Raw genomic sequence first — 20,218 nt, forward strand, 5'->3', positions numbered from 1 at the left:
AATCCGTTCAGGCCTTGGCCTGATGCGCCGCGGCGCCTATTTTTGCGCGCTGCATCAACCCCTGATTCGGTATCCCATGATCGGAATCGTCCGCATCGCGCTGTCGCGCCCGTACACGTTCGTGGTGATGGCCCTGTTGATCCTCATCATCGGCCCGCTCGCTGCGATGCGCACGCCGACCGACATCTTCCCCAACATCAACATTCCGGTGATCGGCGTGGCCTGGCAGTACACCGGCCTGCCGCCGGATCAGATGGCAGGCCGCATCACCACGCCGTTCGAGCGCGTCTTGACCACTGCGGTCAACGACATCGAGCACATCGAGGCGAACTCCTACACCGGCTTCGGCATCATCAAGATCTTCTTCCACCCCGGCGTCAACATCGCCACCGCCAACGCGCAGGTCACCGCGGCGGCACAGACCTTGTTGCGGCAGATGCCGGCCGGCACCACGCCGCCGTTCATCCTCAACTACAGCGCCTCGACCGTACCCATCCTGCAGCTGGCGCTGTCGGGCAAGGGCCTGACCGAACAGAACCTGGCCGACCTCGCGATGAACCAGCTGCGCACGCGCCTGGTCACCGTGCAGGGCTCGGCGATTCCGTATCCGTTCGGCGGCAAGTCGCGCCAGATTCAGATCGACCTCAACGCCGACGCGCTGCAGGCGCGCGGCCTGACCGGCCAGGACGTCGCCAATACGCTGGCCGCGCAGAACGTGCTGACGCCGGTCGGCACGCAGAAAATCGGCAGCTTCGAATACGCGCTCAATCTCAACAACGCGCCGTCCGACCTGAAGGACTTGGGAAACCTGCCGATCAAGGCGGTCAACGGCGCGATGGTCTACGTGCGCGACGTCGCCAACGTGCGCGACGGCAATTCGGTGCAGACCAATATCGTGCACGTCGACGGCGGCCGCTCGGTGCTGATGAACGTGCTCAAGAGCGGCGCCACCTCGACCCTGGCCATCGTCGACGGCATCAAGGACATGCTCGAGCAGGTCAAGCCGTCGATGCCCGACAACCTCGAGATCAAGGCGATCGGCGACCAGTCGGTGTTCGTGCGCAACGCGATCGGCGGCGTGGCGAAGGAGGGCGTGATCGCGGCGGCGCTGACCAGCCTGATGATCCTGCTCTTCCTCGGCAGCTGGCGCTCGACCGTGATCATCGCGATCTCGATTCCGCTGTCGATCCTCGGCGCGATCATGATCCTGTCCGCGCTCGGCGAAACGCTCAACATCATGACCCTCGGCGGTCTCGCGCTCGCGGTCGGCATCCTGGTCGACGACGCCACCGTGACGATCGAGAACATCAACTGGCATCTCGAACACGGCAAGGACGTGCGCACCTCGATCCTCGACGGCGCCGCGCAGATCGTCACGCCTGCGTTCGTGTCGATGCTGTGCATCTGCATCGTGTTCGTGCCGATGTTCTTCCTAGAAGGCGTGGCGCGCTTCCTGTTCGTGCCGATGGCCGAAGCGGTGATGGCGGCGATGGTCTGTTCGTTCCTGCTCTCGCGCACCCTGGTGCCGACGATGGCGAACTATCTGCTGAAGCCGCACGCCATGCACACCGACGAGCACGGCACCAATCCGCCGCTGCCGCGCTCGCGCAATCCGCTGGTGCGCTTCCAGCGCGCTTTCGAGGCGCGCTTCGAGCGTTCGCGCCGCAGCTATCACGACCTGCTCGGCCTCGCGCTGGCGCACCGCAAGGTGTTCGTCAGCGGCTTTCTGGTCGTGGTGGTCGCGTCGTTCCTGCTGGTGCCGTTCCTCGGCCGCAACTTCTTCCCGTTCGTCGACGCCGGCCAGATCCTGATGCACGCGCGCGCGCCGGTCGGCACGCGCGTGGAGGAAACCGCGGCGCGCTTCGCCGAGGTCGAACAGGCGATCCGCGAGATCATTCCGCCGCAGGATCTGCGCGCGATGGTCGACAACGTCGGCACCTACATTTCCTCGATCAACACGATCTACAACAACACCGGCACGATCGGCTCGCAGGACGGCGACATCCAGATCGCGCTGGCCGAAGATCACGCACCGACGGCGGACTACATGCGCCGCCTGCGCGAAGAGCTGCCACGGCGTTTCCCCGGCATGACCTTCTCGTTCCTGCCGGCCGACATCGTCAGCCAGATCTTGAACTTCGGCGCGCCGGCGCCGATCGACCTGCAGATTCGCGGCAACAACCTGGCCGAGAACTTCGCCTACGCCAACAAGCTGCTCGATCAGATCCGCCGCATTCCCGGCATCGCCGACGCGCGCATCCAGCAGTCCGGCGGCGCGCCGGCGTTCAAGGTCAACGTCGACCGTTCGCGCGCGCAGTACGCCGGCGTGACCACGCGCGATGTGACCAACAGCCTGGTGGTGAACTTGGCCGGCTCCAGCCAGGTCGCACCTACCTACTGGCTCAATCCGGCCACCAACGTGACCTATCCGATCGTGATGCAGACGCCGCAGTACCAGCTCGATTCGCTCGAAGCGCTGCGCAACGTCTCGATCAATGCGCCCGGCGGCACCACCACCGTGCTCGGCGGCATCGCCGATCTCGAACGCACCCAGGTCAACGGCGTGTTCAGCGAGTACGACATCCGGCCGATGGTGCAGATCTTCGCCACCACCCAGGACCGCGACCTCGGCGGCGTCGCCGCCGACGTGCAGCGCGTGATCGACGCCAACGCGAAAGAGGTGCCCAAGGGCGCCAACGTGGTCCTGCTCGGCCAGGTGAAGACGATGAACAGCGCGTTCTCAGGCCTCTTGTTCGGCCTGCTCGGCGCGATCGTCCTGATCTACTTCCTGATCGTGGTCAACTTCCAGTCCTGGAGCGACCCGTTCGTCATCATCACCGCGCTACCGGCGGCGCTCGCCGGCATCGTCTGGATGCTGTTCGCCACCCACACCAGCTTGTCGGTGCCGGCCCTGACCGGCGCGATCATGTGCATGGGCGTGGCGACCGCGAACAGCGTGCTGGTCATTTCATTCGCGCGCGAAAAACTCGACGAGCTCGGCGACGCCACCGCGGCCGCGCTCGAAGCCGGCTTCGTGCGTCTGCGTCCGGTCCTGATGACCGCCTTGGCGATGATCATCGGCATGGCGCCGATGGCGCTCGGCCTCGGCGAAGGCGGCGAGCAGAACGCGCCGCTCGGCCGCGCCGTCATCGGCGGCCTGATCTTCGCCACCATCGCGACGCTGTTCTTCGTACCCGTCGTCTTCAGCATCATCCATCGGCGCCACGGCGAGAAATCGCATCCGGCACCAAACGCTACGCTCGGAGAGCCTCATGTCGCAGTCTGACGCCACTCAACCCGTCTCGCGCCGAGGGCTGCGCCTGACCGGTCTCGCCGCGATCGTCATCGCCGGCGTGATCGTCGCGCACGGTCTGATCGTGCGCGCTTCGGAATCCTCGCGCCTGCACGAATGGACGCAGGCGCAGGCGCTGCCGACCGTTGCGGTCAATCCACCCTCCAACGCCGTCAACACCGCCGGTCTCGAACTGCCGGGCCGCGTCGAGGCGTGGCAGCGCGCGCCGATCTACGCGCGCGTCTCCGGTTACGTGAAGGATTGGAAGTACGACATCGGCGCCACCGTGAAAGCCGGCGAAGTGCTCGCCACCTTGGAAACGCCCGACGTCGATCAGCAGCTGGCGCAGTCGCGCGCCGACCTGGTCAGTTCGAAGTCGAACGCAACCTTGGCCGATACCACCGCCAAGCGCTGGCAGGCGATGGTCGCCACCGGCGCCGTGTCCAAGCAGGCGGCGGACGAGAAGACCAGCGACGCGCAGACCAAGCAGGCGCTGGTGAAATCGGCCGAAGCGAACGTCGACCGCATGCTCGCGATGAAAGGTTTCGCACGCATCGTCGCGCCGTTCGACGGCGTGGTGACCGCGCGCAACACCGATGTCGGCGCGCTGGTCAACGTCGGCAGCGCGGCCGGGCAGGAATTGTTCGTGGTGTCGGACACCAAGAAACTGCGCGTCTACGTCAGCGTGCCGCAGAACAACGTGCCGCGCGTGCCGCCGGGTACCAAGGCGACGATCGCCGTGCCTGAGCATCCGGAAAAAACCTATGCCGGAACGGTCGAGTCGTCCTCGCAAGCGGTCAACGCCGCCAGCGGCACCACCTTGATGCAGCTCAGCGTCGACAACTCCGCCGGCGAGCTGTTGCCCGGCAGCTATGCCAACGTGCGGCTCGACCTCAAAGGCGACAACGGCACCCTCAGCGTTCCGGGCAGCGCGCTGATCATCAACGCCAAAGGCGTCAGCGTCGCCACGGTCGATGCGAGCAACAAGGTCGTGCTCAAGCCGGTGACGATTTCGCGCGATCTGGGCAAGGTGGTCGAGATCGGCGCCGGACTCGACGCCAGCGACCGCGTGATCGAGAACCCGCCCGACGGTGTCGTCAGCGGCACCGAAGTGCGCATCGCCGAGGCGGCGAAACCGGCGCAGACTGCGGCGGCCAAGAGCGGCAACGGCAAAGGCTGAGCAAGAGTCCGCGGCGCGTCGGTTTGCCAAAGTACCGGTCTGCCAAAAAAACTCCGCACGAGCCTGTGGCGCTTCGTGCGGAGGTGGCGAGTGTCGCTCAGTGGGGATGAACCGGTAGAGCGTAGCCGTCAGTCGATTTCGAACGATTGCAGCGAGACCGGATTGGTCACGTGCAAGATGCCGGACATCTGCTGCCCGTGGACTTCGCACAGATACGGAATGTCCGCGTGACCCGCCGACGGCGGAATCGTCACCACGGCGGACCACGCCGCATTGCTGCCTTCGTTGTTGTCGGTGCAGTTGACCGCGCAGCGGAAGGTGAAGCCGGCGTTCGGATCCTGATTGGTCGAAGCGACGTTGTGGAAGCCGCCGGCGTTGGTGAAGGTGACCGTGTCGCCGACCAGGACGTCGACGCTGGACGGCGTGAAGACGAGCTGTCCGTTGCCACCGACGGAGACGTTGTGATTCGCGGCCGCGGCGGAGCCGGAGGCCAGTAGAGCGATGACGAGCAGAGCGGGATGGGGTTTCATGCGTCCTCCTAATCTTTCGTGATGAACTTTGCAGGGTGTTGCGATCCGCCGTGAGCGCCCCTTCGATGGGGACGGCGGTTGGATGGCCGAGCGGAACGTTGGATCGGTTCGGTACACCTCCTCGAGGAATCGGGTTCAGGGCGGAGCGGAAGCGAGCCAGGCGGCGAGCGCCGCGATGGCGTCGTCGTCGAGGCTGTGCGCGATGCCGCGCATGACGAACTCGTTGCTGCTGGCGGCGGTATTGCCGTCGCGATAAGCCTTGAGGCGCGCGACCAGATAGTCGGCATGCTGGCCGCGCAGCGCCGGCCAGTTGCGCAGGCGCGCATCGGCCGGACCGTTCGCATCGCTGCCGTGACAGCCTTGACAGGGCGGCGTGCCGCGCGCCGGATCGCCTTGGCGGAACAGCGCTTCGCCGCGCGTAGCCGAAGCCGCGGCGCCGGCGACCGGCGTCGCGGTCTGCGCGGCGAAATAGACGGCCAGATCGCGCAGGTCGCTGTCGTTGAGATTCGCCGTCTGCGCCGTCATCGCCGACTGCGGATAGGCGCCGCGCTTGAAGTTCGCCAAACGCCAGTAGAGATAGTCGGCGCGCTGGCCGGCCAGGCGCGGAAACGCCGGCACGATCGCGTTGCCGGCCGGTCCGTGGCAGGCGATGCAGACGGTCGCCTTGGTCGCGCCGGCGGCGGCATCGCCATGGATCGGCGTCGCGCCGCGCAGGTCGATCCACTCGGCCGCGGGCACCCCGGCACCGGGCGCGACAAGCGCGACGAGCAAGAGAAGAGGGCGGATCGCAGCGTTCATCGCCGGCCTCACAAGCGCACGTCGAGCAGGAGGCCGGCCAGATACGCGTCGTAGCTGTCCGGTCCGCCGTCGGTGTAGACGCGATGATCGATCACGCGGCGCGCGTCGAAACCGGCGTAGTGCCAGTCGGCGACGCGGCCGCGTTCGTACATGCCGAATGCGCGCAGAGAAACGCGCTCGAGCAGCGGAATCACCAGCGCCAAGCTCAGCGTGTCGACGCGATAACGCATCGGTGCGAACGCACCGGCGCCTGCATCGTCGTTCGGCACCGTATCCGCCCATGCCAACGCGAGCGAAGAAGCGTAGGAGTAGGCGGTGATCCCGCGCGCGTTGAGGCTGCTCCAATCCGCTTCCAGGCGCACGCGGCCGAAGTCGTGGCGCAGGTTCATGCCGGCGTTCTGGTTGCGCTGCGAATCGCTCACCCACCAGCGTCCGGCCAGCGGATAGGTCGAGCCGCCCAGGCGCGGATCGACGCCGTTCGCATTCAGCTCGTTGACGTTCGCTTCGCGTAAGTGCGAGCGGTCGTAGCCGTAGTAGACGCTGGCCTGCGTATGCGGCGTCGGCTGCCACTCCCATTGCACCGTCGCGCCGAAGGTCGAATAACCCTGGCGGCCGATCTGCGCGTCGTAGTCGTTCCAATCGCCGCGCAACGATGCGCTGATGGTCATGTCGTCGCGCGGCGCGACCGTCGCCATCAAGCTCAGCTTGCGCTGGTCGCGGCTGGACAGGTCGTACTTGCGCATCGCCTCGACCGTATGCGCCGGCACCCCGGCGAACGGCGCGCGGAAGCCGGGCAGGCTGCTCGACCAGGTGAATTCGTAGGGGTCGTAGTCGTAGCGGTCGCCATCCTGTTTGATGAAGCTCAGGTTCGCGCGCAAGGTCAGCCAGTCGAAGCTGCGGTTGACCCAGGTCAGCTTGAGGCTGTCGCTGTCGACGCGGCTGCGCTCGCGATGGCTCGGCTCGGAGCGATTGAACGCATAGGTCAAACCGAGCGTATTGCGCTCGCCGAGCTTCCAGTCCGCGCCGACATCCGCATCGATCGTCTGCTGATCCAGCGGCAGGCTGCGAATGCGCGTCAGGCTGGCCGCGTTCGCGCCCGGGTCCCAGATGCCGCTCTCGCCCGGCACCACGCTGCCTTGGCTGCCGTTCTCGCTGACGTAGCCGTACTGGCCGGTGAGCGGATTGAGCATCAGATAGCCGTTGCGATAGTCCTCGCGATTGAAGCGCACGCCGCCGCGCACGCTGAGATCGCGCAGCGGCTGCAGCGCGAGGCGCGCGTCGAGCAAGGTCGTGTCGATCTGCATGTCGGCGCTGCGGCGCGACAGCGCGGCCGGCGTGTTCCACTGCGAGCAGTCGTACAGCGAAGGATTTTGCGGGCCGAGCTGCAAGCTGCCGCCGCGGCCGATGCCGAACACGCCTTGGCAGTCGACCGGCGCGATCAGCGCATCGTTCTGGCGCATGCGGCCGACCGACGCGGTCAAGGAGAACTCGCCGTTCAGAGGCAGCTTGCGTGTCAGCGCGGCTTTGAGGTTGTGATAGTCGTTGTCCGGCTCGGTCGACATCTGCCCGGTGGTCAGCGGCGCCGCAACCGCACCGGGCACCACCGGCTGCAGCGCGAACGGCATCTGGAAGGTGTAGCGCCGGTTGGCGTCGCGATAGAACGAGCCGGAGTAGCCGAAATCCAAACGCCAGCGCGTGCCCGCGTAGCGCAGGCCGAGGTTCACGTTCGCGGTGGAGTCGTTGATCGGCTTGACCGTTTCGAGCACGCCACCGTTGTCGGGGAAGGGGAAGTTGAAGAAGAACGTGCCGCCGTAGGGTCGCGCGCCCTTGCGCTGTTCGTTGCTGAGATCGGCGTAAGCGCTCCATTGCGGCGTCAGGTAGCTGCTGTAGCCGAAGGTCTGCTTGGAGCGCTTCACCTTCAGCGTGCGCTCCGGCGTCGCCGCCGACAGTGCGGCCACTTGTTCGGGCGTGCTCGCGCCCGGCGTCAGTGCGGCCGGCAAGGTCAGCGTGTTGCTGCCGACGCCGTTCCAGATCGGTTTCGCGTTCGAACTGAGCGCGTTGGAGATGTCGCGCAGCGAAGCTTGCAGGCGATAGCTGCCGGCGCGGCCGAAGGCGAGCTTGTAGTACTGGTCGTCGTCGCTGATGCGCGTCGCGCGCAGGTTGGCGTAGCTGCCGTCGGCGGGACGCTCGGCATCGACCGCGGCCAAGCCGAGCACGGCGCCGTTGTCCCAGAACGCGTAGCGATTCCACAGCGCGTTGCGATCGTCGCCGCCGCTGCCGATATAGCCGAACTGCAACACGCCGCCGTAACGCCAGTCGCCGCGCTCGTGCATCGGATCGGTCGCCGGCGGGCAGGCGTAGAGGTTCCCGCTCGGCGTGCGCCGTTGCCCCGGCAGCAGCCAGCTGGTGCCGCGCTCGTCGCAGCCTTCGACGTTCGCGCCGGCGCTCGGATCGAGCTTGGTCGCGCGCCAGCTGTCGACCCCGACGCCGCTGTCGGCCCACGCGAACGAGCAGCACGCCGCCGTCACTGCCGCGACCAGACGCGCAGGCAGCGCAGCCGAACGGCGCGGAAATGACGACGGGAGACGAATGGTCATGCGCTTCATCACGGCCTCCGATCCCTATTCGTGGAACTTCGGCCCCGACGGCGCATTCGAGCCGTGGATGTTGGCGTGGCAGGTGATGCAGCCGCGGCCCATGATGCGTTCGTCCGGGTGCATGCCGTTGCCGAGCGACTGCGGCGTGTGCAAGTCGTTGGGATGCTGCAACTGGGTGTGGCATTGCAGGCACAGGAACGGAATCGGCGCGACCAGCAGCGCGTGCTGGTTGGAGCCGTGCGGCGTATGGCAGTTGAGGCAGCTCTCGCGCACCGGCGCGTGTTCGAACAGGAACGGGCCGCGCTTCTCCGCGTGGCACTGGTAACAGGTCTCGTTGACCGTGTTGGTCTTGAGCAGCGACGCGGTCAAGCTGCCGTGCGGATTGTGGCAATCGACGCAGCTCATCTGGCCTTCCGGCAGCGGCATGTGCGAGCGGCGGTTGAATTGCAGGCGCACGTCCTTGTGGCATTGCGCGCAGGTGTCGTTGATCGAAGATTTGGCGAGCGAGCCTTCGACCGAGAACTTCGCCATCGGGTTGTGGCAGTCGCTGCAGGAGAGGCCGTTGCGCTGATGCACCGAGCCGAGCCAGTGATCGCGCGCGCCGCCTTCGTGACAAGTCAGGCAGGTCTTGGTCTGCGCCTCGATCGGCGTGCCGCCGTTCTTGGTGTAGGAGAGGATGTAACCCTTGGTCAGCGGCGCCTGCGCGTGCAGCGAACCGGGACCGTGGCAGGTCTCGCACACCGGAATCGAGCCGTCGGCCTTGTTCGCCGCATGCAGGCCGAGCGCGTGCAGGGTGTGGGTGAAGTGCTCGGCTTCGAGCTGATGGCAGGCGAAGCAGGTCGCTTCGCCGACCGGCGTGGCGTCGGGCGCGTTCGGATTGGCGGCGACCTTCGCCTTGGCGAAGCCCGGTGCGACCGGCAGCGCGACCGAGGCCGCGTCCGTATCGGCCGCGCTCGCCTGTGCCAAGGCCAGCCACGCCGCCAAAGAAAGCGTCGCCGCAAGCAGTCCGATTTTCAGCGCGCGCCGGAATCGACGCGCAACGCGACTACCTCCGGGCAACGGCATGAATGCGGATCCTTCGGCTGGACGAACGACCCTAGGTACCGGATCGAAGCCGAAAGGTTGCCGCCGCGATGCAACGGCGGCGGCAGCTCGCAAGTCGAATGCGAAAAGGGAGGCGGTGAAAAGAGAAGCGGGGACCGATGCCGCATTCGACGCGCCGGCCGCTGCGTGCGGCCGGCGCGTCGTCTTGCACGAAGATCAGGCTCCGTCGAAGCCGTCGGCGAAGATCGCGTCGCCGCCTTGACCGACGTTCAGGCTGACCGGTACCACCGTCGGCGCTGCGCTCTTGCCCGGCGTGATGCACATCGTGCCTTCGTAACGGCCGTCGCTGCGCTGGCCGGCATTGAACGTCGCCGTCTGCGGCGCGCTGGCGTCGGCGGCGAGATGGCCGCTCGCCTGCGCCGGTGCGAGCCAGTCGACCGCCGTGGCGTGCGGTCCGCAGGGATCGCTGGCTTGGGTGTCGATCTCGAGGATCGTGTGGATCTCGGCCAGCTGCTGACCGAGGTCGGCATAAGCGGTCGGCTCGTACGCGCCGCACGCTGGCGCGAGCCAGTAGGCGGATGCGCTTTCGTCCTGACGATTGCCACCCAGAGTGAACGCGGCTTCTCCGTTGCCGGCCACGTGCACCTCGGCCACCAACACCGTATCGCCCGCAACGGTGATCGGCTGGTCGAACGCGACGCTCATGCGCTGCGCCGCGCCGATGTTGGCGACGTCCACGCGCTTCTCGCGCAGCAAGGTCAAGTTCTTCAGCAGCAGCTCGCCGCTGAGCGAATGCAGGCGTACGTCGATCGACTGTGTGCCGCTCGCCGCGTCGGCGTTGTTGACCGCGAAGCTAAGCCCGCTGACGATCACTTGGCGCTCCGGCAGGCCGCGCTCGGCCAACGGGAAGACGCGCATCCAGCTGTTCTCCAGCGCGAATTCGGTACCGGGCTCGACGCAGCCGAAACTGGCGTTCTGCAACGGGTCCGGACTGCTGGTCTGCGACAGCTGCACCAGTGAAAGCAGGTTCGGATCGCCACCCGTGCGCAGCGTCCAATCGGCGGCCGCGGCACCCGCGTTGAGCAGGGTGAACGGCTGTTGCACGCTCTGCCCGCTGGCTACGTTCGCGCTGACTGCAGCCGGGTCGGTCAGCAAGCACGATTGCAGCGAACGCAGCCCGAAGGCGCCGTCCGCGCTGCCGCCCGCGTCGACCGCGATCGAACGGCTGGCGGCAACGTGACCGGGCGCCGCTACGCTCACCGTGTACGGTCCGCGCGCGGCTTCCACCCAGTAACGGTAGTTGCCGTCGGCGTCGGTGACGGCCGAGTAGGACGCTCCGCTGGCGGGCGCGATCGTCACTGCGATGCCGGCGAGCGGCGTCGGACTGGCGTCGCAGTAGCCGAGGCTCTGCACTGCGCCGCCGATCGAGCCGTAGCTGGCCGGTGCGGTCACGGTCATGCTCGCTTCGACGTCGCCGAACGGCCAGTCGTACGGGGTGTCTTCGGCGACACGGATCGGCAGGCTGTAGACGCCGGGCTGCGCGATCGCACGCGCATCGAAGGTTGCATCCAGATTGCGGCTGGCCCCGGCGGCGAGTGCGCCGCTTTCCGGCGCGAGCTTGAGCCAGGGGCTCATGCTGACGCCGTTGAACAGATGCACCTGATCGACGGTGACCGAGCCGTTGGGCGGTGTGCCCTGATAGCGGAAGCGCACGCGCACGTCGGCGGAGCCGACGAACGGCGTGAGGTCGAGTTCGATCAAGGTGCCCGGACCGTCGCCGCTGGTATCGCTGGCGATCGTCGACACGGTGGTCCAGCTGCCGCCGTCGCGCGAGACGTCGTTGTCCAGGCGCGGCGTATTGCCAGCGCCGGGAGAGAGCGACAGGAAAAAGCCCATCGACGCGGTGTGGCTGCTGGCCAAGTCGAGCGGAGGCGTGATCAGCGACGCATCCGTTCGCGTGCTGCTGTCGCACGGGAACAGCCGGATCGTCGCCGCCTTGCCGTCGCCGCCGGCGTAGTTGGGATCGAGCGACGGATCGACCTGGCGCCAGCCGCACGGCGCGGCCGTGCCCTGGACTTGCCAGCCGGCCGGCGGAAACACGCTGCCTTCGAAATGTTCTTCCAGCGCAGCCTGTTCGAAGCCGAAGTTCAACGCCTGCGTGCCGCTGTTGGTGACGGTGAACGGCACGGTCGCGGTGCGGCCGAGTTCGACCGAACCGCTGGGGCCGCTCGGGAACAGCCGCAAGCGCCCGGCCGGCAGCGCCAGTTCGGCGCGAACGGTCTTGCCGTTGACGACGCTCGGCGTGGCGGAAGTGTCGCCGTAGCCGGCCGGCAGCGTGCCGCGCTTCGCTTCGATCAACGGTGCGCCGGCCGGTGCGTAGAGCGCGAAGAAGCCGTCGCCGACGCTGGCGTCGCCGCTGGAAGCGGTCGCGAGGGTGATGCCGTTCGCGCTGACCGCGGCGCCGTTCAACGGCGCGCCGGTATTGGCGTCGCGCACCTGGCCGACGACCAAGCCGCCTTGCGTCGGCGCGACGCAATTCGCGCCGATGCGCACATCGTCGATGCCCCAGCCGTTGCCGAGAAAGCCGCTGCCCGGTTCGTCGGTGGTGCCGTCGTCGGAATGGAAGCGCAGGCGCACGTTGTTCGAGTTGATTCCGCTCAGGCTCACGGCTTCTTGCGTCCAGCCGCCGCCCTTCGTCGACGTCACCGCGCCGACGGTCGACCAAGTCGCGCCGCCGTCGGTACTGGCCTCGACGGTGGCGCGCGGGCGGTCCATCGGCAGGTAGCTGGCGAAGCGCAGAACCGGAGAGACGAGCCCGGCCAGGTTCTGCGCCGGCATGCTCAGGAAATCCTTGCTGCCGTCGTTCTCCCAACCGCCGCCGGCGCCTAGCTCGTCGTTGACTGCCGCAAAGCGCCCGTGCTCGGGGAAGTGGAATTCGCCGCCCGACAGATCCGCCGCCGCGCCGAATAACCAGCCGAGCCCGGAGCTGGAACGGCTCCAGCCGGCCGGCGGCGCGCTGCCGGTGTGTTCGAAGTCTTCCTGCAGCAAGGTCTGCGCGAATCGATAGCCGGGCGCTTCGCAGCGGATCACGTCGGCGTTCAAGGCGAAGTCCTGCGTGCCGCCTTGCGACAGGTCCGCCAGGTCGCGCGTGCTCGCCTGGTAGCCGGGAATGTCGCTGTCGATATCGAAGCGATACGCGGTGCCTTCGGCCAGCCGCGCGGAGTAGCCGCCGGTCACCGGATCGGTCCAGATCGCAGCGCCGGGGTAGCCGCCGATGCGCACGCGCGCGTGCAGCGGCCAGCCGGTCTGCGCGTCGGTGACGCGGCCGCTGATCTTGTGCACCGGCGCTGCGGCGAGTTGCGCGTCGTGTTGCGTGGTCTGGCCGTTGGCGATCAACAGGCCGGCTTCGGACGAGGGCAGGTAACCGTAGGCCGAAACGCGCACCGTGTAGCCGCCGCTGAGCGACTGCGGCAGGCGGCGGCGGAAGCTGCCGTCGGTATCGGTGAGCGTCTGGTAGATCTTGACGTTCGGATCGACGAAGAACTCGACCCGCGCCGCCGCGACCGGCGCACCGCTTGCGCTGGTCACCTTGCCGGCGACGACACCCTGCGGACCGCACGCGTTCGATGCCGCCACCACCGCGGCCGGCGCATCGATCTCGCCCCAGCCGGTGGCGTAGTTGGGCACGTTGCCCGGTCCCGGCGCCGGATCGCCGGCGGTGTCGTAGGGGATCGGCCGCGCGGTCTGCATGATCAACGTGCCGAGCGTGGGATAGTCGCCGCGCAGACACTCGCCCGCTTCCAGCATCAAGGCGACCAAGCCTGTGATGTGCGGCGAGGACATCGAGGTGCCGGTCATCGTGATGTAGCCGCTGTCGTTGTCGCCGGCGGCGGAGCGGATGTCGACGCCGGGGGCGACCACCTGCGGCTTCAGCTGCGGATAGCCGCGCGGATCGGGATAGTTGGGCAGGCCGGGGCTGACGGCGGTGGTGGGTCCCCACAGCGAATGGCTGGCGTACTGGCCGTCGTGGTTACCGCTGGAGCCGACCGCGAACGCGCTCGCCAGCGAAGCGGGGCTGGAGACGGTGGACAAATGCGCGTCGGGCAGGTCGCAGCTGAAGGTGTTGCCGGCGGCGAACACCGGAAACAGGCCGGCGGCGATCCAGGCATCGACGACATCGGCATAGAACGGCGTGGCGGTGCCGTCGCAAGTACCTTCCGACCAGGAGTTGTTGACCACCTGCGGGCGCAGGTCGGGGTTGGGCGCGGTACCGTCGGTCTTGGTCGGCGCCAGCATGAACTGGCCGCAGCCGAGCAACAAGGGCGCGCTGTTGCCTTCGAAGTCGATGCCCATGCACGACATCCATTGCGCGCCGGGCGCGACGCCGATGCGGTTGCGCTGCGCGGCGACGGCGTTGTGATCGTCGCCGACGATGGTGCCGAGCACGTGCGTGCCGTGCGGATTGTCGAACACGGTCGGTTCGGGCAGCAGCCGGCCGGGAGCGAACCAGTTGTAGTCGTGATCGAAGACGCCGTCGTGGTTGCCGCGGTACTGCTTGACGATCGCCTGATGGGTGTAGAGAAAGCCGTTGTCGATGATGCCGACGGTGACGCCGTTGCCGGTCACGCCTTGCTGCCAGGCCTGCGGCGCGCCGATGTGGCTGATGTTTTCGCCGGTGCCGTCGGCGGTCCCGTTCGCGCGCGCCTGCTGGTTGGCGCGATCGGGTTCGACCAGCTTAGTCGTCGGCAACTCGCGGATGCGCTGGATGCCGTCGAGGCGGCTGGCGGCGGCGAGCGTGGCCAGATCGCCCTGGCGCACGAGGATGGTGTTCTTGATCCAATACGGCTCGAAGCGGGCGCCGCGCGCCTGCAGCATCCGACGCGCCGAGGCTTGGCTGCGTTCGGCGGTCTCGCGCAGGCGCTGGATGACGTAGCGGCCGCGTTCGTTCCAGGCCATCTTGGAGGCGGCCGACAGATCGGCGCGCTCGCTGAACTCGATCGCGAAGTCGGCTTGGCCGAGATCGCGCACTTGCCGTTCGAGTCGGGCCGACAGTTCGACGCCGTCCCGGTGCAGGATCGGGGCGCTGCCGGGCTGATGCGAATCGGGTATGGCGATGACGCCGCGACCGGCGGCCGACAGTGCGCCGCTGCCGAAGGTCAGCGCGGCAGCGCCGAGGACCGTAGCCCAGAAGCCGGGCCAACGGCGGCCGCGCAACCACAGCCGCAGCGGCGAGAGGTGTTCCAAAAGCATGACGGTTCCTCGATTTCGGAGAGCGATGGTCGATGCCAACCTGCGTGCCGGCAATGGGGCAAGGCCGAGGCAGGACCTTCCGAAACTAGGCGATGCGCTCGCGGCGGCGCATTCGCGCCGCCTTTACGCTGCCTTCGCTGTCCCTTAGCTCGAAGGGAAAACAGTCACTTGCACGACGATCCTCGCATCCTGGCGAGAAGAAAGGCGCTCCGGACCACGGCCGGAGCGCCCGCTGGTTTTACGACCCGTCGAAGCCGTCGGCGAAGATCGCATCGCCGCCCTGGCCGACGCGCAAGGTCGTCGGCACCACCCGCGGATAGGACGAGCCGCGTCCCGGCGTCAGGCACATCGCGCCGCGGTAGCTTCCATCCGCGCGGCCGCCGGCATTGAACGTCGCCTGCAGGGGCACCGTCGCATCGGCGGCGATGTTGCCGCCGGCGGCGGACAGCGCCAGCCAGTTGACCGGCGTGGCGCCGGCGCCGCACGGATCGCTGGCCTTGGTTTCGATGTCGAGCACCAGGCGCAGCCAGGTGAAATGGGCCTCCGCGAAGGTGACCGGCTCGTCGTAGCCGCAATCGGGCGAGGCCCAGTAGGCGGGGGCGCTTTCTTCGGCTTCGTTGCCGCCCGGATAGAAATTCGAGCCCGTGGCGACGCCGTCGGGCGACCGGATCTCCACCACCAGCACGCTGTCGCCGCGCGCGACCAGCGGCGGATCGAAGCTCACGCTCAGCGGCTGCTGCTGCATCGCCCCCACTTGCAAGCTCTTCTCGCCGAGCAAGCGCAGGTTGGCGAAGACCAGCTCGCCCACCAGTTCGTGCACGCGGATCGAGATCGTTTGCGTACCCTGCAGCGAGGACGCGAGGTCGGCGCCGAAGTTGACCCGGGTCAGCAGCACTTCCTCGCCGGGCGCATTGCGCTCGGCCAGATCGAACTTGCGCATCCAGCTGTTCTGCGTGGTGAACGCGCCGTGGCAGGCGAAGCCGCCGGATTCGTCGAGGCGACGGCTCGAGGTCTGTATCCACGGCACCAAGGTTTTGATGCTCGGGTCGCCACCGACGCTCAGTGTCCAATCAGCAGCGGCGGCGCCGGTGTTCATCAGGTCGAACGAGCGCTGCGTGCTCTTGCCCGATTCCACCTGCGCGCTCACGTTGGCCGGATCGGTGACCACGCACGCGCGCAGCGGACGCAGGCCGAAGTCGGCGCTCGCTTGCGCACCCGCCGTCACGGCGAACTCGCCGCTCGCGTCGAGGTGGTCGGCGGCGGAGACGGTCAGCGTGAACGGCCCGCGTGCGGCGTCGAGCCAGTAGCTGTAGCTGCCGTCGCGCGCGCTCTTGGTCGCATGCACGGTGCCGTTGCGATCGACGATCTTGATCGTGGCGTCGCCGAGCGCGTGCGGATCGGCTTCGCAGTAACCGAGGCCACGCACGCTACCGGCGAGCACGCCCCACGAGGCCGGCGCCGTCACCGTCATCTTCGCCACCACATCGCCGAGCGCCCAGTAGTACGGCGTGTCGGTGATCATCTGGATGTCGACGTCGTAGACACCGGGCTGCGCGATCGCGCGCGCATCGAACGTCGCCTGCAGGTTGCGCGATTCGCCCGCCGCGAGCGCGCCGGCATCGGGCGCCAGGTCGAGGATCGGACTCGAGTTGACGGTATTGAACAGATGCACCTGATCGATCACCGCCCAGCTCCAAGGCGGCGTCGCCTTGTAGTGGAACCGCACGCGTACGTCGCTGGAACCGACGAAGGCGCTGATGTCGGTTTCGATCAGCGCGCCGGGGCCGCCGCCGTTGTTCTCGCGCGTCTCGCTGTAGACCGAGGTCCAGCTGCCGCCGCCGTCGGCGGAAACCTCGACGTCGAAGCGCGGCCAGCTGTCGGGGCCTTCGTACAGGGACAGGAAAAAGCCGATCGACGCGGTTTGGCTGGCACTCAAATCGAGCGGCGGCGACGTCAGCACGGCGTCCACGTCGCCACCCTCGGCGCACAAGCGCGGGTTGATCGCGGCGGCATTGCCGTCGCCGCCGGCGTAGTTGTAGATCTGATCGAAGTCGACCGGCCCCCAGTGGCAGCCGCCGCTGAGGGTTTGCGTGGTCCAGCCCGGCGGCGGAAAACCTCCCTCGAAGTGCTCTTCGATCGCCGCCTGCTCGAAGCCGTACTGGAGCGGTCGCGTGCCGGTGTTGCCGATCTGCAGCGCGACGTTCTTGGTCGTGCCGAGTTCGACCTCGGCGGCGATCTGGGTCGGATAGACGCGCAAGCGCCCGGCCGGCAGCGCCAGCTCGGCCAGGGTGTTGGCGGCGTTGACCACGTTCGGCGTCGCGCTGGCGTCGCCGTAGCCGGCCGGCTGCGTGCCGCGCCGTGCGCTCACGGTGCGTGTGCCGGCGGCCGCATGGACGGCGTAGAAACCCGCGCCGAGGGCGGGGTCGGCACTGGTCGTGGTGGTCGTGAGCAGACCGCCCTCGACGCTGACCACGGCGCCGTCCAGAGCGCGTCCGTCGTTGGCGTCGCGCACGTGGCCGAACACCAGGCCGCCACCGGTGGGCGCGATGCAATTGGCGGCGACGACGACGTCGTCGATCGCCCAGCCCGCGGCGAGGCGATGCGGATCGCCGGGTACGGTGCCGTCGTCGGCGTGGAAGCGGATGCGCGTATTCGCCGACACGACCTCGCGCAGGCTGACCGCTTCGCGCGTCCACGGTTCGCGATCGGCGACGATCTTGGGCACGCCGAGCGCGACCCAGTGCGCGCCACCGTCGATGCTGGCTTCCGCTCGCGCCAGCACACCCGACGGATAGAAGAAGCTTTGGTAGGACAGCACCGGCTCAGTCAGGCCGAGCAGATTCAGCGGTGGCGTCAGCAGGTAGTCGACGCTGCCGTCGTTGTCGAGGCCGTTGTTGGCGCCGAGCTGGTCGTTGGCGGCGGCGAAGCGGCCGTGTTCGGTGACGTAGAAGTAGCTGGTGGTGACGTCGGCTTGGCCGCCGAAGATCCAACCGATCCCGTTGCTCGAACGCGTCCAGCCGCTCGGCGGTGCGCTGCCGTTGTTCTCGAATCCTTCGCTGAGGCGGGTCGTCGCGTAGGCGTAGCCGGGCGCACTGCAAGCGACCCGGTCGGCGTCCAGCGCGAAGTCCTGCGTGCCGCCGGCGATCGAGTCGACTTCGCGCGTCTGCGTCTTGTAGCCGGGGATGTCGCTGTCGACGTCGAAGCGGTAGTGCACGCCTTCGGCCAGGCGGATCGAATAGCGGCCGCTGGCCGGATCGGTCCAGATCGGCTCGCCCGGATAGCCGCCGATCACCACCTTGGCGTGCAGCGGCCAGCCGGTGGTCGCGTCGGTGACGCGGCCGCTGACCTTGTAGGTCGGCGCCATCGCGAGCGGCACGTCGCGCACGATGGTGGCGCCGTTCTGCACCAGCATGCCGTTCTCGCGATAGGGCAGATAACCGTACTTGGTGACGCGGATGGTGTAGCCGCTCGCGTTCACCGGCAGGCTCCAGACATAGCTGCCGTCGCGCTCGGTCGTGCGTTGGTGGATGCGCACGTTCTCGTCGGCGAAGACTTCGACTTTGGCGCCGGCGAGCGGCTGGCCGTTGGCGTCGCTGACGGTGCCGCGCACGATGCCGTGCGGCCCGCATGCCTGCGCCGCCGCCTCGACCGCAGCCGGCGCATCGATCTCGCCCCAGCCGGCAGCGTAGTTGGGCACGTTGCCGGGGCCGGGCGGCGGCGAGCCGCCGGTGTCATAGTCGATCGGCCGCGCCGTCTGCATGATCAGCGTGCCGAGCGTGGCGTAGTCGCCGCGCAGGCAGTCGCCGGCTTCGAGCATCAGCGCGACCAGGCCGCTGATGTGCGGCGCCGCCATCGCGGTGCCGTTGATGGCGGAGTACGCATCGAGGCCGTCGGCGGCGGAGACGATGTCCATACCAGGCGCGATCACCTGCGGCTTCAAGGTCGGCCAGCCGCGCGGGTCGGGATAATGCGGCAGACCGGCGCTGCTCGCCGTGCTCGGACCCCACAGCGAATGGCGCGCGTACAGACCGTCGTGGTTGCCGCTGGAGCCGACCGCGAACGCGGCGCCGAGCGAAGCGGGGCTCCACACGGTCGACAGGCCGGCCGGTTCGGGCAGGCTGCAACTCGCCGCGTCGCCGGCCGCGAACACCGGGAAGATGCCGGCGGCGACCCAGTTCTCCACGATCTCGCGGAAGAAGCCGTTGTCGCCGTTGCAGCTCTGGTAGTTCCAGGAATTGTTGACCACCTGCGGACGCCGGTCCGGATCGGGCGCGCTGCCGTCGGTCTTGGTCGGCGCCAGCATGAATTGGCCGCATTCGGGCAGGGCGAACTCGGTACCGCCGTCCATAAACAAGCCGTAGCAGGCGATCCATTTCGCGTTCGGCGCCATGCCGATCCGCTTGCGCTGCGCCGGATCGGCGGCGCCGTTGTCGCCCAGGATCGTGCCGAGCGCGCGGATGCCGCGCGCGCCTTCGGCGATCGGGGTGTCGGGATGTCCGCTCGGCCCGAACCAGTTGTAGTCGTGTTCGACGCGGCCGCCGCCGAGATTGCCGCGGTACTGCCGCTGCAAGGCCTCGTGCGTGTGGAAGGCGCCTTCGTCGATGAGACCGACGGTGACGCCGTCGCCGGTGATGCCGCCGGCCCAGACGCGATCGGCGCCCACATGGGCGATGTTCGATGCGATCCCATCGACGTCCTCGAGCGCGACCGACTTGGCCGCGCTCGAGTCGGAGCGCGCCATGCGCAGCCGCGGCGCTTCGCGAATGCGCGCAACTTCGTTGAAGAGCGCACTCGCTTGCAAAGTCGCCAGGTCGCCTTGCTCGACCACGATCGCGTTCTTGATCCAGAACGAGCGATAACGCACGCCGCGGCGATCGAGCATCGCGCGCAAACCGGACTGGCTGCGCTCGGCGGTCGCGTGCAGGTGCTCGTAGACGTAACGCCCGCGCTCGATCCAATCCATGCTGAACGCAGCCGACAGATCGGCGCGTTCGCGCAGCTCGATCGCGAAATCGCGCGTAGCACCCGCGCGCAGTTCGCGTTGCAGGGATGCGGCGATTTCGACGCCGTTCGGATTGGATGCGGGATCGGCGCCGGTGCCCGACGGTGGCAGCGTGCGCGCCGTCGAAACGATCGGTTTGCCGGCCGCGAGGACGCCGCTGCCGAAGACCAGCGCGGCGCAGCACAAGACGGTGGCTGCGAATGTGGACCAGACGCGACGGCGCGGCGGCCGTCGTCTCGATGATGAGGTTTCCCCAGGCATGACGTTCTCTCGATAGCGAAAGGGTGGTGACGCAGCGCGCCCGCTTACCACCCCAGCGGCAACAGCGAGGCACGGCCCTAACGAACCTAGATGACGCGCCGACGGCGCTGCATTCGCGCCGCCTTTGCGGTGCCTTCGCTGTCCCTTAACTTCAAGCGGAACAAAGGACTTGGATCGTCGGCAGGCCGCGTGATCGCGACGCCGCCGCGCGCGCTCGGCGTCTCCCATCGCGCTCGGTCACGCCGCACGGTGCGTCGAAACCGT

At 68.0% G+C, this 20,218-nt stretch carries 8 protein-coding genes; 2 read left to right on the top strand and 6 right to left on the bottom strand.

The features are described from left to right. Positions 1 to 76: 76 nt before the first annotated feature. On the top strand, positions 77 to 3,286 hold the full coding sequence (locus AC3QL3_RS09970) for an efflux RND transporter permease subunit (protein ID WP_492898526.1): 3,210 nt from the start codon (positions 77 to 79) through the stop codon (positions 3,284 to 3,286). Continuing rightward, a complete protein-coding gene (locus AC3QL3_RS09975; protein ID WP_492898528.1) occupies positions 3,273 to 4,472 on the top strand; it encodes an efflux RND transporter periplasmic adaptor subunit in 1,200 nt (399 codons plus the stop codon). The genes AC3QL3_RS09970 and AC3QL3_RS09975 overlap by 14 nt, the downstream gene beginning before the upstream one ends. A gap of 128 nt (positions 4,473 to 4,600) precedes the next feature. Here AC3QL3_RS09975 and AC3QL3_RS09980 read toward each other — a convergent pair whose 3' ends face one another. The 6 genes from AC3QL3_RS09980 to AC3QL3_RS10005 form a co-directional block, all read right to left on the bottom strand. Beyond that, positions 4,601 to 5,002 carry a cupredoxin domain-containing protein gene (locus AC3QL3_RS09980; RefSeq protein ID WP_492898530.1) on the bottom strand — a complete coding sequence of 134 codons (402 nt, stop codon included), beginning with the start codon at positions 5,000 to 5,002 and terminating at the stop codon, positions 4,601 to 4,603. A 135-nt stretch (positions 5,003 to 5,137) separates the two neighbouring features. Further along, the gene (locus AC3QL3_RS09985; RefSeq protein WP_492898532.1) at positions 5,138 to 5,800 is read right to left on the bottom strand and encodes a c-type cytochrome; all 663 of its coding nucleotides are present in this window, start codon (positions 5,798 to 5,800) and stop codon (positions 5,138 to 5,140) included. An 8-nt stretch (positions 5,801 to 5,808) separates the two neighbouring features. After that, positions 5,809 to 8,397: an MtrB/PioB family outer membrane beta-barrel protein gene (locus tag AC3QL3_RS09990; protein WP_492898534.1), complete on the bottom strand. Its 2,589-nt coding sequence runs from the start codon at positions 8,395 to 8,397 to the stop codon at positions 5,809 to 5,811. A 24-nt stretch (positions 8,398 to 8,421) separates the two neighbouring features. Beyond that, complete coding sequence (locus tag AC3QL3_RS09995; protein WP_492898536.1) at positions 8,422 to 9,462, bottom strand: DmsE family decaheme c-type cytochrome; 1,041 nt, start codon at positions 9,460 to 9,462, stop codon at positions 8,422 to 8,424. A 195-nt stretch (positions 9,463 to 9,657) separates the two neighbouring features. Beyond that, on the bottom strand, positions 9,658 to 14,691 hold the full coding sequence (locus tag AC3QL3_RS10000; RefSeq protein WP_492898538.1) for a S8 family serine peptidase: 5,034 nt from the start codon (positions 14,689 to 14,691) through the stop codon (positions 9,658 to 9,660). Positions 14,692 to 14,929: 238 nt separating this feature from the next. Then, complete coding sequence (locus AC3QL3_RS10005) at positions 14,930 to 19,954, bottom strand: carboxypeptidase regulatory-like domain-containing protein (RefSeq protein WP_492898540.1); 5,025 nt, start codon at positions 19,952 to 19,954, stop codon at positions 14,930 to 14,932. Between the last annotated feature and the right edge of the window lie 264 nt (positions 19,955 to 20,218).

Source organism: Dokdonella sp. GW821-FHT11D02, assembly GCF_058808595.1.

Bases quoted from the DNA above. Each gene is read 5' to 3' on its own strand.
- AC3QL3_RS09970 (WP_492898526.1), top strand. From the start codon at position 77: ATGATCGGAATCGTCCGCATCGCGCTGTCGCGCCCGTACACGTTCGTG.
- AC3QL3_RS09975 (WP_492898528.1), top strand. From the start codon at position 3,273: ATGTCGCAGTCTGACGCCACTCAACCCGTCTCGCGCCGAGGGCTGCGC.
- AC3QL3_RS09980 (WP_492898530.1), bottom strand. From the start codon at position 5,002: ATGAAACCCCATCCCGCTCTGCTCGTCATCGCTCTACTGGCCTCCGGC.
- AC3QL3_RS09985 (WP_492898532.1), bottom strand. From the start codon at position 5,800: ATGAACGCTGCGATCCGCCCTCTTCTCTTGCTCGTCGCGCTTGTCGCG.
- AC3QL3_RS09990 (WP_492898534.1), bottom strand. From the start codon at position 8,397: ATGACCATTCGTCTCCCGTCGTCATTTCCGCGCCGTTCGGCTGCGCTG.
- AC3QL3_RS09995 (WP_492898536.1), bottom strand. From the start codon at position 9,462: ATGCCGTTGCCCGGAGGTAGTCGCGTTGCGCGTCGATTCCGGCGCGCG.
- AC3QL3_RS10000 (WP_492898538.1), bottom strand. From the start codon at position 14,691: ATGCTTTTGGAACACCTCTCGCCGCTGCGGCTGTGGTTGCGCGGCCGC.
- AC3QL3_RS10005 (WP_492898540.1), bottom strand. From the start codon at position 19,954: ATGCCTGGGGAAACCTCATCATCGAGACGACGGCCGCCGCGCCGTCGC.